At 75.9% G+C, this 14,113-nt stretch carries 10 protein-coding genes and 1 pseudogene; 7 read left to right on the top strand and 4 right to left on the bottom strand.

What is annotated here, in order from left to right:
- The first annotated feature begins 220 nt into the window (after nt 1–220).
- Genes IEZ06_RS32000 through IEZ06_RS31970 form a run of 7 tightly spaced genes read left to right on the top strand, consistent with a single transcriptional unit; the run spans nt 221 to nt 9,482 of the window.
- Complete coding sequence (locus tag IEZ06_RS32000; RefSeq protein WP_189240416.1) at nt 221–1,483, top strand: hypothetical protein; 1,263 nt, start codon at nt 221–223, stop codon at nt 1,481–1,483.
- A complete protein-coding gene (locus IEZ06_RS31995) occupies nt 1,480–3,816 on the top strand; it encodes a serine/threonine-protein kinase (RefSeq protein WP_189240415.1) in 2,337 nt (778 codons plus the stop codon). The genes IEZ06_RS32000 and IEZ06_RS31995 overlap by 4 nt, the downstream gene beginning before the upstream one ends.
- On the top strand, nt 3,813–4,946 hold the full coding sequence (locus IEZ06_RS31990; RefSeq protein WP_189240414.1) for a PP2C family protein-serine/threonine phosphatase: 1,134 nt from the start codon (nt 3,813–3,815) through the stop codon (nt 4,944–4,946). Before IEZ06_RS31995 ends, IEZ06_RS31990 begins: the two co-directional genes overlap by 4 nt.
- Nucleotides 4,943–6,277, top strand: coding sequence for a vWA domain-containing protein (locus IEZ06_RS31985; RefSeq protein ID WP_189240413.1), 1,335 nt, complete (start codon nt 4,943–4,945; stop codon nt 6,275–6,277). Before IEZ06_RS31990 ends, IEZ06_RS31985 begins: the two co-directional genes overlap by 4 nt.
- A 13-nt stretch (nt 6,278–6,290) precedes the next feature.
- Complete coding sequence (locus tag IEZ06_RS31980; RefSeq protein ID WP_189240412.1) at nt 6,291–7,118, top strand: FHA domain-containing protein; 828 nt, start codon at nt 6,291–6,293, stop codon at nt 7,116–7,118.
- Nucleotides 7,115–8,611: a GlnX family signal transduction membrane protein gene (locus IEZ06_RS31975; protein ID WP_505852997.1), complete on the top strand. Its 1,497-nt coding sequence runs from the start codon at nt 7,115–7,117 to the stop codon at nt 8,609–8,611. The genes IEZ06_RS31980 and IEZ06_RS31975 overlap by 4 nt, the downstream gene beginning before the upstream one ends.
- A gap of 31 nt (nt 8,612–8,642) precedes the next feature.
- Nucleotides 8,643–9,482: a glutamate ABC transporter substrate-binding protein gene (locus IEZ06_RS31970; protein WP_189240410.1), complete on the top strand. Its 840-nt coding sequence runs from the start codon at nt 8,643–8,645 to the stop codon at nt 9,480–9,482.
- A 54-nt stretch (nt 9,483–9,536) separates the two neighbouring features.
- Here IEZ06_RS31970 and IEZ06_RS31965 read toward each other — a convergent pair whose 3' ends face one another.
- The 4 genes and pseudogenes from IEZ06_RS31965 to IEZ06_RS31950 form a co-directional block, all read right to left on the bottom strand.
- Nucleotides 9,537–10,088 (bottom strand): hypothetical protein, encoded by a 552-nt coding sequence (locus tag IEZ06_RS31965; protein WP_189240409.1) that lies wholly within the window; start codon nt 10,086–10,088, stop codon nt 9,537–9,539.
- Between the two features lie 81 nt (nt 10,089–10,169).
- Entirely contained in the window at nt 10,170–10,913 is a 744-nt protein-coding gene (locus IEZ06_RS31960; RefSeq protein ID WP_189240408.1) for a lysophospholipid acyltransferase family protein, read from the bottom strand.
- A 39-nt stretch (nt 10,914–10,952) separates the two neighbouring features.
- A complete protein-coding gene (locus IEZ06_RS37385) occupies nt 10,953–13,283 on the bottom strand; it encodes an MMPL family transporter (RefSeq protein WP_189240407.1) in 2,331 nt (776 codons plus the stop codon).
- A gap of 303 nt (nt 13,284–13,586) precedes the next feature.
- Nucleotides 13,587–14,113: pseudogene (locus IEZ06_RS31950) on the bottom strand (Crp/Fnr family transcriptional regulator); the annotation flags it as partial.

Raw genomic sequence — 14,113 nt, 5'->3', positions numbered from 1 at the left:
CGATGCTAGTGATCCCGGCGGCCGGCCCTCTCCGGGACACGGGGAACCGCGCGGGTCCCCCCGGCGCCGCCGCCGCGAACATCCCGGTTCGGAAACTTTCCACTGCGATCCTTCGTCAACGGGTAAAGAGCGGATGAAGAACCACACTTTCCACGGGGGCCTCGCGCACGGGAAGGTACGGGGACCGTTGACCGGGAGTCCAGGGGCGGCCGGGCCGCCGATGAGCGCCGAAGGCGTCGAGCACGCCCTCCGGATCCGCCGCGAGGAGCGGGACCGCATCTCCGGCGACGTCCTGGACCTGGACGCGCACACCGTGTTCCGGTTGCTGGGCGGCTCCGCGCTGCACGGGGAGACCGCGCGGCGCTGGGCGGACGCCGAGCGCCGCGCGGCCCTGCTCTGGGCCCTGCTGGACGCCTACCGGGAGGTCCTCGACCGGGCCGAGCGGATCGCCGGGAGCCGCCGCAGGCCCGGGGCGGCCGAGCTGGCGGAGCTGACCGGGCTGCTCACCGGACCCGCCGTCCGCCTCGCGCCCGAGGCCCGGCCGGTGGAGCGCCGGTCGCTGCTGGCCTCGCCCGGCGAGCGCCTCACCCTGGACGCGGCGGTGGCCGCGATGGACGCCGCCTTCCGCGACGTCACCGCCCTGATCGCGGACGTGGACGCGGTCTGGAGCGCGGTGCTCCCCGGGCTCGACACCGCGGCGGCCGCGGCGGCCGCGGCCCGGGGACTGCTGCGCGGGCTCGGGGACGGCGATCCCGAGCTGGACGCGTGCGAGCGGGAGATCGAACGGCTCCGGGGGGAGCTCCGCGGCGATCCGCTCGGCTCCGGCCGCGGGCAGGCCGGGGCCGTGGAGCGCGCCGCCGCCACCGCCGGGCGCCTGCGCGAGCGGGCGGAGCGTGCGACGGCGCTCCGGCGGGGGTACGGCGCGCACCGCGAGGCGCTGGGGCTGCTGGTCGACCGGGTGGCCGAGGCCGAGGAGGAGGCCCGCCGGACCCGCGACCTCGTGCTGGTGAAGATCGCCTCTCCGGCGCTGCCCGCCCTGCCCCGCCGGGCCCCGCTCCTGCGTGACCGTCTGACCGCGCTGGACGGACCCGGTACGGGACCCCGTACGGGCGGCCCGGACCCCGTCGGCGGCGCTCGCCACCCGGAGGGCTCGGACGGCGGTCCCGGAGGCGAGGGCGGCGGCCGGTGGCTGGCGCGGGCCGAGCTCCTGGCCGGCCTCGAACGCGACGCCGAGCAGGCCCTGCGGCAGGCGGAACGCGCCACCGCGGCGCTGTGCGAGCTGCTCGCGCGCCGCGACGAGCTCCGCGGGCGGCTGGAGGCCTTCCGGGCCAAGGCCGTACGGCTCGGCCGGGCCGAGGACCCCGTGCTGGACCGCCTGCACCGGCAGGCCTACGACCTGCTCCGGACCGCCCCCTGCGACCTGCGGCGGGCGACGGTGGCCGTGACGGGATACCGGCGCGCGATCGAGGGAGGCGCCCCATGACCGGTTGCACCCGGCCGGACTGCTCGGGGACCGTCGAGGACGGCTACTGCGACCTGTGCGGCCACGCCGCGCAGCCGCAGCCGCAGCCGCAGCCCCAGTCACAGCCGCAGCCCCAGTCACAGCCACAGTCCCGGCCCGCATCCGCCCCGCCCCCGCCGCCTCCCGCGGCCCCGCCCCCCGGGCCCGCCGCCGGATCCACACCCGTCACCATCCCCTCGGCCGGGCGCCACGGGACCGGTACCGCCGCGAGTCGCGGTACGCGGGGCACCGGCGGGTCGCGGCCGGGCCTGCTGGGCACCGGGCTGGCCGAGGTCCCCCCGGTGCTCTACCGGGACCCGGCGGCGGTGGTGCTGCACGACCCCGAGGTGCCGGAGGACCGCAGGTTCTGCGGCGCGCCCGACTGCGGCAGGCCCGTCGGCCGGAGCCGCGACGGACGGCCGGGCCGTACCGAGGGGTTCTGCCCGCACGACGGCACCCCGTTCTCCTTCACCCCCAAACTGCGCGAGGGCGACCTGGTCGCCGGGCAGTACGAGGTGAAGGGCTGCCTGGCGCACGGCGGGCTCGGCTGGGTCTACCTGGCCGCCGACCGCAACCTCGACGGCCGGTGGGTGGTCCTCAAGGGACTGCTGAACACCAACGACGCCGAGGCGCTGGCCGTGGCGGAGGCCGAACGCCGCTTCCTGACCGGCGTGGACCACCCGAACATCGTCAAGATCTTCAACTTCGTCCGGCACCGTGAGCCCGGCACCGGCCCGGCCGCCGGGCGGATGGCCGGGTACCTCGTCATGGAGTACATCGGCGGCGAGTCCCTGCACGACCTGCTCCGCCGCCGGCTGCGGGAGACCGGCGCCGCCGAGGCCCTGCCGCTGCGCCAGGCGATCCCGTACGCGCTGGAGATCCTGCGCGCCCTCGGCTACCTGCACGAGCGGGGGATGCTCTACTGCGACCTCAAGCCCGCCAACGTGATCCAGGTCGGCCGCGAGCTCAAGGTCATCGATCTCGGCGCGGTCCGGATGATCGGCGACTCCGACAGCGCCGTCTACGGCACCGTCGGCTACCAGGCTCCGGAGATCGCCTCCGAGGGCCCTTCGGTCGCCTCCGACCTCTACACCGTGGGCCGGACGCTGGCGGTGCTGTCCATCCCCTTCAGCCCGGTCTCCGGCGGCGCCGAGGCGCCCGTCCCCGCCCTGGAGGACCTCCCGCCGGCCGTCCGGAACGAGTCCTTCCACCGCTTCCTGCTCAGGGCGACCGCGCCCTCCCCCGCCGCCCGCTTCGCCGGCGCCGAGGAGATGGCCGACCAGCTGGTGGGGGTCCTGCGGGAGGTGCGCGCCGCCGAGGACGGCGTCCCCTACCCGGCTCCGTCCGCCCTGTTCGGCCCCGAGCGGATCGCGGCCGGGACCGCCCTGGCCGCGCCCGGCGGCGGGCGCGCGCTCGTCCCGCTGGAGCGCGCCGCCGCCGCGGCCGCACTGCCGGTCCCGCTGGCCGACCCCGCCGACCCGGCCACCCCCTTCCTGTCCGGGCTCACCGCCCGCACCCCCGGCGAGCTGACCGCCATGCTCGGCTCCACGCCGCACACCCCCGAGACCCTGCTCGCCCTCGCCCGGATGAGCGCCGAGCACGGCGCCGGGGAGACCGACGCCCTGCTCGTCCGGGCCGCCGGCGAACTGCCGGGCGACTGGCGGGTCCTGTGGTGCCGGGGCGTGCACGAGCTCGTCTCGGGCGACCTCGCCAAGGCCACCGGGATCTTCGACCGGTGCTACGACCTCCTGCCCGGCGAGTGCGCGCCCCGGCTGGCCCTCGCCTTCTGCCTGGAGTGCGCCGGGGATCCGCGGGCGGCGGCGCGCCGGTACGAGACGGTGCAGCGCACCGACCGCTCCTACGTGAGCGCGTCCTTCGGGCTGGCCAGAACCCGGCTGGCGGTGGGCGACCCGGACGGGGCGACCGCGGTCCTCGACGGGGTGCCCCCGAGCTCCAGCCACTTCGTCGCGGCGCGCCTGGCCTGCGTGGCGGCGGCCGTACGGGAACGGGACCCCGCCGCGCTGGACGCCGCGGCGCTCGCCGGGATCGGTGCGCGCCTGGACGACCTGGCCGACCTGGACCCGCGCCGCCGGGGGGAACTGGCCGCCGAGGTACTGGAGAGGGCGCTGGAGTGGCTCGGGTCCGGTCACGGGCGCGGCTCCGGGACGATCCTGGGCGTGCCGTTCACCGAACGCGCACTCCGCCGGGAGCTGGAACGCCTCTACCGCGGACTCGCGCGGGGCGCGGCCACCACCGCCGAACGGCACGCGCTGATCGACCGCGCCAACGCCACCCGCCCCCGGACGATGCTGTGACGGGCCCGCCTCCGGACCGGACGGACGAGCCGGACGCCGACGCCCCGCACCGCGGCGGCACCCCGAGCGGCGCGGACGGCGCGGACCGCGCCGGAGGGTTCTGCCCGTACTGCGGTGCGGGTGTGCTGCCCGGCGAGCTCTTCTGCGAGCAGTGCGGGCGGGGGCTGTCCTCGGCCGGGTGCGCACGGTGCGGGCCCGCGCCGGTGGACCCGGACGGCTACTGCGAGCGCTGCGGCCTGAAGCAGCCCACCGGGCGCGACCACGCCGAGACGACGGCGGGCGGCGCGGCGGGGGTGAGCGACCGCGGGCTGCGGCACGCCCGCAACGAGGACGCGATGGCCCTGGCCGTGGCCGGACCGGCGGGGGACCCGGCCCGCGGCGGCCTGACGGTCGGCGTGGTCTGCGACGGCGTGTCGTCCTCGCCCCGGGCGGACGAGGCCTCGTCGGCGGCCGCCTCGACCGGCACCGCCGTACTGCTGGAGGAACTCGGCGCCGGGACGGGCCCCGAGGCCGCCACCCGGGCGGCCGCGGCACGCGCCGCGGCGGCGGTGGCGGCGCTGGCCTCCTCCCCGGACGACGCGCCCGCCTGCACCTACGTCTCCGCCGTGGTGGGGCCCGGCGGGGTGACCGTCGGCTGGGTGGGCGACAGCCGGGCGTACTGGCTCCGTTCCGGGCCGCCCGCCCCCGGCTCCCCCGATGCCCCCGGCTCCCCCGACCGGTCCGTGCCCACCCGGCCCGTGCCGCCCGCCGTCCCCGCCGTACCGGAGGACGGCCTGCCACTCACCGGCTCTGAGCTGCTCACCGAGAACGACACCGCCGCGCCCGGCGTGCTGTCGGCGTGGCTGGGAGCGGACGCGGGCGAGGTCACCGCCCGCGTCCGCACGTTCGCCCCGCGGGACTCCGGCGCGGTCGTGGTGTGCAGCGACGGCCTCTGGGGCTACCTGCGCGAGGCCGCCGCCCTGGCCCCCTTCACCGCCGGGACCGCACCGCTGGAGGCGGCCCGCGCCCTGGTACGGCACGCGCTCGCGGCGGGCGGCCGCGACAACGTCACCGTCCTGGTGATCCCGTTCGACCCGCCGCCGGCACCGGCCGGCGCCCCCGGCACGCACCGGCACAGGAGGAACGATTGAACGACCGGCCCCTGTTCACGTTGAGCATCGACCAGAACGAGCACCTGCCCGCGGGCGGCCAGGAGGTCCACGCGATCCTCACCGTCGAGGCCTCCGGCCCCGCCCCGGAGCCGGCCGGGGGCGTCGAGGCGGCCGAGGTGATCATCGTCGACGCCTCCGGGTCGATGGGCGGACCCAAGATCGCCGAAGCCCGCCGCGCCGCACAGGTCGCGGTGGAGACGCTCCGCGACGGCGTGCACTTCGCCGTCGTCGCCGGGACCCACGAGGCGACCAAGATCTATCCGACCGGCCGGGCCGGGCTGGCGCGGGCGGACGCCGGGACCAGGGAACAGGCCGCCCGCGCCCTGCGCGGGCTGAACTCCGGCGGCGGCACCTCGATCGGCGCCTGGCTGCGGCTCGCCGCCGAACTGCTGCAGGACCACCCCCGGGCGGTACGGCACGCCATCCTGCTGACCGACGGCCAGAACAACGAGGACGAGCGGGCGTTCGCCGCCGCACTGGCGCACTGCGCGGGCAGGTTCGTCTGCGACTGCCGGGGCGTCGGCACCGACTGGAAGCCGGCGGAGCTGCGCCGGGTCGCCGAGGCGCTGCTGGGCGGCTCCGGCTTCATCCGCGATCCCGGGGACCTGGCCGACGACTTCCGGGCGATGGTCGAGACCACGATGGGCAAGGCCGTGGCCGAGGTCGCGCTGCGGATCTGGACCCCGCAGCACGGCCGGGTGAAGTACCTCAAGCAGGTGTCCCCGGCCCTGGCGGACCTGACGGGCCTGCGGACGGACGTCGACGCGCTCACCGGCGACTACCCGACCGGCGCCTGGGGCGCGGAGACCCGCGAGTACCACCTGTGCGTCGAGATCCCCCCGGGCGCGGTCGGCCAGGAGGTCCGCGGCGCCTGGGTGCGGCTGGTGGCGCCGGACGCCGGGACCGGGGGGCCGGGCGGGCCCGGCGACGTCCTGGCCCGCGGCAACGTCCTGGCCCGGTGGACCGACGACCTGGCGCTGTCCACCCGGGTCAGTCCGGGGGTGGCCCACTACACCGGGCAGGCGGAGCTGTTCGAGCTCATCCAGGAAGGGCTGGGCGCACGCGCCGCGGGCGATCTGGAGACCGCGACCGCCCGCCTCGGCCGGGCCAGGGAGCTCGCCGAGGAGTCCGGCAACACCGACACCGCCAAGCTGCTCGCCAAGGTCGTCGAGGTGGACCCCGGGACCGGCACCGCCCGGCTCCGCCGCGCCGTCGACAGGGCGGACGAGATCGCGCTGGACACCGGTTCGGTCCGGACCGCCCGCATCAAGAAGGAGCCCGGCCCCGGCGGCCGGGGCGCCGCGAGCTGAGGGGAGGAGCACCATGGCCGGCTGCCCCCAGGGGCACGACCCGGGCGAGGCCGGGGTCGCCGACGGATACTGCGGCGTCTGCGGGAGCAGGCTGACCGGTGTCCCCGGCACAGGCGGCGTCTCTCCGCCGTCCCCCTCCTCTCCCCCGTCCCCGTCCCCGTCCCCGTCCTCGTCCGCTCCGGCCGCCGCCGGGTCGCCCGGCGGGTGCGCCGCCTGCGGGGCGCCGGTCAGCGGACGGTTCTGCGAGGACTGCGGCCACGACCAGGCCGCGGCGCCGCCGACCTCCGGAGACCCCGCCGTTCCCGCCGGGACGGGCGGGCGCGGGTACACGCGGGGCGCGGGCGGCGGGGCGCCTCCCGGGGCCGGGCCACCGTACGGGACCGGAGGCGGGCTGTCCGGTGAGGGCTCCGCGGCAAAGCGGCGCGCGGTCGCGGCGGAGTGGCGGGCGACCGTCGAGGCCGACCGCGCGCACTACGACGAGATGATCGCGCAGGGCGGCCCGGACGCCGCCCGGGTGCTGTTCCCGCCCTACTGCCCCCGGCGTGACGTCCCGCTGGCCGGAACCGAGATCCGCATCGGCAGGCTCAGCCGTTCCCTGGCCCTCGCCCCCGAGATCGACCTGAGCGGGCCGCCGGAGGACCCGGGCGTCTCCCACCTGCACGCGGTCCTGCTCTCCGGGCCCGGAGGCACCTGGACCCTGGTCGACCCCGGCTCTGCCAACGGCACCATCGTCAACGGCCGGCCGGTCGAGGCCAACCGGCCCGTGCCCGTGGGCGACGGGGCCCGGATCCATCTCGGCGCGTGGACCCTCATCACCCTGCGGCGCGGGAGGAGCACATGACACCCGCCCCGTCCCGCCCCGTCCCGGCGGCCCCGCCGGCCCCGCCGGCCCCGGTGGCTCCCCCGTCTCCGCCGGTCCCGGTCCCGTCCGGGTCTTCGGGAGGCGGGGTCCCGGCCGTCCCGGGCCCCGCAGGCCGCGCCCTCCTGCCGCGGAGCGTCCCCGGCCGGATCCGCCTGATCACGGCCGTCTCCGTGCTGGCCCTCGCCGTACTGTTCGGCACCCTGTTCACCGCCGCCCAGAGCGTCCGGGACGGCCTGGACGTCATCGGCCACGACGCCGGACCGCAGGTCGTGGCCACCGCCGACCTGTACTTCGCGCTCAGCGACATGGACGCCCAGGTCGCCAACGTGCTGCTGATCGGCGGCGAGCACCGGCTGGGCAAGGGGCGCGCCCGCGCGCTGGAGGTCTACGAACGGCGCAGGAGCGACGCCGGGCGGGCGGTGCTGCAGTCCTCCGCGCTGGCCGGTGACGACCCGGCCGAGCGGCGGACCGTCCAGGCCGTGCTGGACGGCCTGGGACGCTACGAACGGCTGGCCGCGCGGGCCCTGCTCCTCGACGAGCAGGCCGGGCACCCGGCGGGCCCACCGCCCCGGCCCGTCCTGGAGGTCTACCGCGAGGCGACCGACCTGATGCGGCTGGAACTGCTGCCGATGGCCTACAACCTCACCCTGGAGAGCGGGACCGTGGTGCGCCGCGCCCACCAGGAGCGGACCCTGGCCGTGCGGGCGGGGCAGGTGCTGACCGGGATCGCCGGGGCCGCCGCCCTCGGCTGCCTGGTCTGGCTCCAGGTGTTCCTGGCGCGCCGGTTCCGCCGGGTGTTCAATCCGGCCCTGCTGGTGGCGACGGCGATCGCCGGGATGTACACGCTGACGGGCGTCGCGGTCCTCGGGCAGGAGGCCGGCGTCCTGCGGGCCGCCAAGCGCGACGGGTTCGACTCGGTCCTCACCCTGGCCCGGGCCCGGGCCGTCGGCAGCAGCATGCACGGCGACCAGAGCCGCTGGCTGCTCGACCCCGAGCGGGCCGACACCTACGAGCAGACCTACCTCGACAAGTCGCAGTCGGTGCTGTACACCCCGGCCGGTGACCTCGCCGCCTACCAGGGCGCGGTGAAGGCGGCGGTGGACGGGGACCGGGCCGCCTTCCTCGGGCTGGTCGGCCAGGAGGCGGCCCGCACGAACCTGCCCGGCAGCGGGCCCGCGGTCGCCGCGGTGCTGGCGCGCTACCGGGACTTCCAGCAGGCGGACCGCACGATGCGGGAGGCGGGGCCGCGCCGGGCCGTCGAGCAGCGGATGGGGCGGCTGGAGACCGCGTTCGGGGAGTACGACGCCGCGCTGCTGGGGCTCGCCGAACTGCACCGCGGCGCGTTCGACCGGGAGATCGGGAACGGCGAGGAGCGGATCGGCGAGCTGTGGTTCCTCCTGCCGCTCGCCATGGCCTCCACGGCCGTGATGATCCTCGTCGGGGTCCGGCCCCGGCTGTCGGAGTACCGATGACGGGAGGGGCACCGATGACGGGAGAGGGACCATGGGACCTGTGACCGCACGCGCCGCGGGATCTCTGACCGCACGCGCCGCGGCGGCGCTGCTGGTACTCCTGCCCGCGGCCGCCTGCGGGACCGGCGGCCCCCCGTCGATCCTCGACCGGGAGACCCTGGTGATCGGCGTCAAACCCGACCAGCCGGGCCTGGGCGTGAAGGTCGCCGAGGGCCGGTACGAGGGCTTCGACGTCGACGTCGCCACCGAGGTGGCCCGGCGCATCGGCGTGCCCGACGTCAGGTTCGTCACCGCGCTGTCGTCCACCCGCCAGCGGCTCATCGAGGAGGGAGCGGTCGACCTGGTCGTCGCGACCTACTCGATCACCCCGGAGAACCGGAGCAAGGTGACCTTCGCCGGGCCGTACTACGTCGCCCACCAGGACACCCTCGTCCGCGCCGGCGACCGGGCCGTCGGGAACGTGCGCGACCTGAAGGGCCGCCGCCTCTGCAAGGCCGCGGGATCGAACTCCTGGCGCCGGGTCGCCGAGGAGCGGCGGATCCCGGTCGAGCTGGTCCCGGCCTCCTCCTACGGCGACTGCCTGGCCAAACTCCGCTCCGGAGCGGTGGACGCCGTCTCCACCGACGACCTGATCCTGGCCGGTTTCGCCGCGCGCGACGGCTCGGCGCTCAGGATCGTCAACGCCCCGTTCACCGACGAGCGGCTGGGCATCGGGATGCGCAAGGGCGACCTCGACGGCTGCGAGGCCGTCAACCGCGCCATCACCGCCATGTACCAGGACGGCACCGCCGAGAGGCTGCTGCGCAGGTGGTTCGGCGGGTCGGGGCTGGCGCTCACCCTCACCGTCCCCCAGTTCGAGGGGTGCGCCTGATCCTCCGCCGTCCCCCGGTTCGAAGGGGGCGCGTGGTCCTCTGTCCGGCCGGCGTCAGGAGTACGAGGCGACCATGCCGGCGACCACGCCCGCCGTGCCGAGCGCGGTGACCACGAAACCGGCGGCCACCGCGGCGCGCCGGCCCCGCCGCACGCCGAGGAAGTACATGATCACGTAAGGCAGGAAGCCGAGCCCGCCGACACCGAGGAAGGGCATGGTGAGGGCGGCGACGACGCCGGCCGCGCCCGCCTTCACCGCGCGGTCCCCCTCCGGGGTCAGCTGGGCGCGGGTGACGTCGCCGGCCTCGGAGTCCGGGGAGGCGTCCACCGGGACCGGAGCGCCTCCGCCGTCGGGGGTGAAGCTGCCCTTGCAGTCGTAGCGGCCCTGGCCGAGGGCCTCGCACGAGACCACGGTGAGCGTGCCCGGCGTGCCGGTCTTCCCGGCCGCGAGCTCGATCCCGTCCACCGCGAGCAGGATCGGCACCAGGCAGACGAGCAACCAGCACCCGACGAGCAGCAGCTGGACCGCGCGCCCCGGCAGGTTTCCGGGGCTCGGCTTCGGTCCGGGCTGGATCGCGCTGATGATGTCGTCGAACGAGTCACTCATGGACATATGGTGCACCACGCCACTTGCAACCCGCCTGTTCGCGACTTGCAGGGTCCCGGGAACGGCCGGGACCCCCTTCGCTCACCCCTTGCGGCGGGCCTCCGCCTCGGCCGCGTCCATCGCCGCCGCCTCCTCCGGGGTCGGCGCGGTGCCGCCCAGGTGGCGGGGCTGCCACCACACACCCTGCGGGATCTCCAGGTAGCTCCGCTGGGACCGGTCCAGCAGCTCCTCCAGCTGCTTGCGCAGGTCGGCGGTGACGGCGTCGTAGTCGTCGCCGCGCTTGGGATGCATCGGCTCGCCGACCGTGATGCTGATCGGCACGTGCCGCTGGGTCAGCCTCCTCGGACGACCCTTGGTCCACAGCCGCTGGGTCCCCCAGAGCGAGATCGGGATCATCGGCACGTCCGCGGCGACGGCCATCCGGACCGCACCGTTCTTGATGTCCTTGATGGTGAAGGACCGGCTGATCGTCGCCTCCGCGAAGACGCCGACGACCTCCCCCGCCTTCAGCGCCTTCAGTGCCGCGCCGAACGCAGAGGCCCCCGCCGCCCGGTCCACCGGGATGTGGTGCATGCCGCGCATCAGCGGGCCGGAGATCCGGTGGTCGAAGACCTCCTTCTTGGCCATGAAGCGCACCAGGCGCCCGGCGGGGTTGGCGGCGAGCCCGGCGAAGATGAAGTCGAGATAGCTGATGTGGTTGCTGACCAGCACCGCACCGCCGCTCCGGGGGATCCGGTCGGCGCCGTCGATGCGGATCTTCATGTCCAGCAGCCGGAACATGGTCTTCGCCGCCGCGATGACCGGGGGATACACGATCTCAGCCATGGCTGAACCGTACCTCAGGCGGTGGTCCTCCCCACTCCTTTACACTGTAGATTCGCTCGTCGCGGCGCGGCGCCGTACCGGGCCCGCACGCAGGGGCGACCACCAGTTCGCCCGGCCCGCCAGGCACATGACGGCCGGCACCAGCAGCGCGCGGATCAGCGTGCAGTCCAGCAGTACGGCCAGCGCCAGCCCCACCCCGACCATCTTGAGCAGGACGAGGCCGGAGGTCGCCAGCGAGGCCATCACCACGGCGAAGATCACGGCGGCGGAGGTGAACAGGCGGCCGGTGTGCTCCATCCCCGTCGCCACCGCCGCCCGGGTGTCCCCCGTGCGGCGGTACTCCTCGGTGATCCTGGAGAGCAGGAAGATCTCGTAGTCCATGGACAGCCCGAAGGCGATGCAGAACATGAGCGCCGGGACCAGGACGTCGAGCGTGCCCGTCACCGAGAAGCCGCCGACCAGCTCGCGCAGGTGGCCCTCCTGGAAGACGTGGACCAGCACGCCGAACGTCGCCCCCAGGCTGAGAGCGTTCATCACCAGGGCCTTGACCGCCAGGACCACGCTGCGGGTCATCACCGTGATCAGCACGAAGGTCGTCAGCACGACCAGGGCCAGGCCCTGCGGCAGGGCGTCGGCGACGGCCTGCCGGATGTCCGCCAGCTGCGCCCCGGGCCCGCCCACCACGGCCGGGCCGGGAGCCGGGACGGACCGCACCGCGCGGGCGAGTTCGCTGTTCTCCACGGAGTAGGGCTCGTGGTCGGTGGCGACCGCCAGCCACGCCCCGGCGGGCGAGGTGAAGCGCTGCGGCGGCCCGGGGGGCGGACCGGCGAGCCCGCCGTCCCGGTAGGAGCCGGTGGCGGTGCTCACCCGCGCCACGCCCTCCAGCGCCGACACGCGCCGGGCATAGGCGTCCAGCCGGACACGAGCCTCCGACCGGACACGGACGTTCGGCCGGGCATGGGCGTCCCCCGGAGGTGTACGGCCGGGCGCCGCCGTACCGCCGCCCGCCGCCTTCAGCCCGGGCAGCACCACCGTGGTCGCCGAGATGCCGTCACGGGCGTCGAAGTCGCGGCGCAGATCCTCGGACGCCAGCGCGGCGGGGGCCTCGGGCGGCAGCAACCGGTCGTCGAAGACGCCGAAGCGTGCGCCGAGGAAAGGCGACGCGACGGCGACCAGCAGCACGACGGTGGGCACCGCGACGGCCAGGGGCCGGCGCATCACCGCCTCGGCCAGCCGGAACCACCGCCCCTCCGGCCCCGGCGCCGCCCGGCCGCGTGCGGCCCGCCACGGCTCGGGGACGGCCAGGCAGTCGATGCGCGTGCCGAGCACGGCCAGCACCGCCGGCAGCACCACCAGGCTCCCGACGGCGGCCAGCAGCGTCACCGCGATGCCGCCGAAGGCGACCGAGCGGAACATGGTGAACGGGAAGAGCAGCAGCGCGGCCAGGCAGGACGAGACCGTGAACGCGGAGAAGGCCATGGCCCGGCCGGTGGTGCGCAGGGTCACGCGGATCGCGGAGGCGGCATCGCGGCCGCCCGCCAGCTCCTCCCGGAACCGGGTGACGATGAACAGGCTGAAATCCACCGCCAGCGCGAACCCCAGGGCGCTGGCGATGCTCATCGCGAAGGCGGAGACCTCGGTCACCTCGGTGAGCAGGCGCAGCACCGCCGTGGTCCCGGTCACCGCGAACACGCCGACGAGGACCGGCAGCACCGCGGCGGTGAGGCTGCCGAACACCAGCAGGAGGATGACGACGGTCAGCGGGACGGTGATGAGCTCGGCCCTGCGCAGATCGCTTTCGCTGCGGCTCCGGGCCTCGGCCTTGACCTGGGCCTCCCCCGTCACGGAGAGGGTCAGCGGCCCGTGCGCGCCGGTCAGGCCCGGCGCCAGGCGGGCGGCGGTGGCCGTCTGGTGCATGTCGTCGCCGTGCAGGCGGGCCACGATGAGCGCGGCCCGCCCGTCACGGCTGCGCAGGCCGGGCGAGCGCGCCTCCCAGTAGGAGGTGACGCGGGCGACACCGGGGTCGCGGGCGAGCCGCGCCGCCACGTCCGACCCCGCCCGCGCGATCCGTGCGCCGTCCACCGGCTGCGTGCTGCGGACGATCACCACCAGATGGGGGTCGCCTCCGGCGAACCCCCTCTCCAGCAGTTCAGCGGCGCGCGCGGATTCGGCGCCGGGGACCGTGGCTCCGCCGAAGGTCAGCCGGTCGTGCACGCCGTGACCGGCCAGCGCGGCCACGGCGAGGCCGAGGGCGGCCAGCCACAGGACCAGGCGGCGGCGCCGGACGAGGAACCCCGGAGGCGGCCCCACCGGGTCCGCGGACCGGCCCGCGGGCGGCTCCACCACGGTCTCCAGAGGGTGGTGCAGCACCCCGTCCTCCTTCACGGCGGAGCACCCCGCCCGCATCGTCACTCAAGCCTTACTGATTACTTTGTGTGACGATAGCGGTGATCGCGTTTACGGTGGGTGAGGCGAGACGGGAACGCCGCCGCGTCGGCGTCACACGGGCCGGTGCGCCCTGCCGCCCGGCTCGGCCCGGCGGAGCGGCAGGACGGCAGGACGGCGAGGCGGCAGGACGGCGAGGCGGCAGGGGCGGCAGGGGCGGCAGGGGCGGCAGGGGCGGCAGAACGGCAGGGGCGGCAGGGGCGGCAGGGGCGGCAGGGGCGGCAGGTCTCATGAGTACACTTCGACGCCCTCCAGGACACCGAGGGCGTCGGGCACCAGCACGGCCACCGAATAGTAGGCGGTCACCAGGTAGGAGATGATCGCGTGCTCGTCGATGCCCATGAACCGCACCGACAGGCCGGGCTCGCGCTCCCCCGCCAACCCGGTACGGCGCAGCCCCACGACGCCCTGCTTCTCCACCCCGGTGCGCAGCACCATGATCGAGGTCAGGCCGCCGCCACTGATCGGGATCTTGTCGCAGGGCAGGATCGGCACCCCTCTCCAGGCCATCACCCTGTACCCGTCGACCTCGGCGGTGGCCGGGTACAGGCTCCGCCGGTTGCACTGCCGGCCGAAGGCCGCGATGGCCCGGGGATGGGCCAGGAAGCAGTGGGAGCTGCGGCGTCGGCACAGCAGGTCGTCGAGGTCGTCGGGGGTGGGCGGCCCGGAACGGGGGCGGAGGCGCTGCCGGGGATCGGCGTTGTGCAGCAGCCCGAACTCGCGGTTGTTGACCAGCTCGTGCTCCTGCCGCTCCC

This window comes from Planomonospora antibiotica (genome assembly GCF_014647955.1).
Classification (GTDB): domain Bacteria; phylum Actinomycetota; class Actinomycetes; order Streptosporangiales; family Streptosporangiaceae; genus Planomonospora; species Planomonospora parontospora.
Note: the sequence above shows the minus strand (reverse complement) of the source record. Positions and strands in the feature narration are given on the sequence as shown.

Coding starts and splice junctions, on each gene's coding strand:
- IEZ06_RS31970 (WP_189240410.1), top strand. CDS start 8,643: ATGGGACCTGTGACCGCACGCGCCGCGGGATCTCTGACCGCACGCGCC.
- IEZ06_RS32000 (WP_189240416.1), top strand. CDS start 221: ATGAGCGCCGAAGGCGTCGAGCACGCCCTCCGGATCCGCCGCGAGGAG.
- IEZ06_RS31960 (WP_189240408.1), bottom strand. CDS start 10,913: ATGGCTGAGATCGTGTATCCCCCGGTCATCGCGGCGGCGAAGACCATG.
- IEZ06_RS31995 (WP_189240415.1), top strand. CDS start 1,480: ATGACCGGTTGCACCCGGCCGGACTGCTCGGGGACCGTCGAGGACGGC.
- IEZ06_RS31975 (WP_505852997.1), top strand. CDS start 7,115: ATGACACCCGCCCCGTCCCGCCCCGTCCCGGCGGCCCCGCCGGCCCCG.
- IEZ06_RS31965 (WP_189240409.1), bottom strand. CDS start 10,088: ATGAGTGACTCGTTCGACGACATCATCAGCGCGATCCAGCCCGGACCG.
- IEZ06_RS31980 (WP_189240412.1), top strand. CDS start 6,291: ATGGCCGGCTGCCCCCAGGGGCACGACCCGGGCGAGGCCGGGGTCGCC.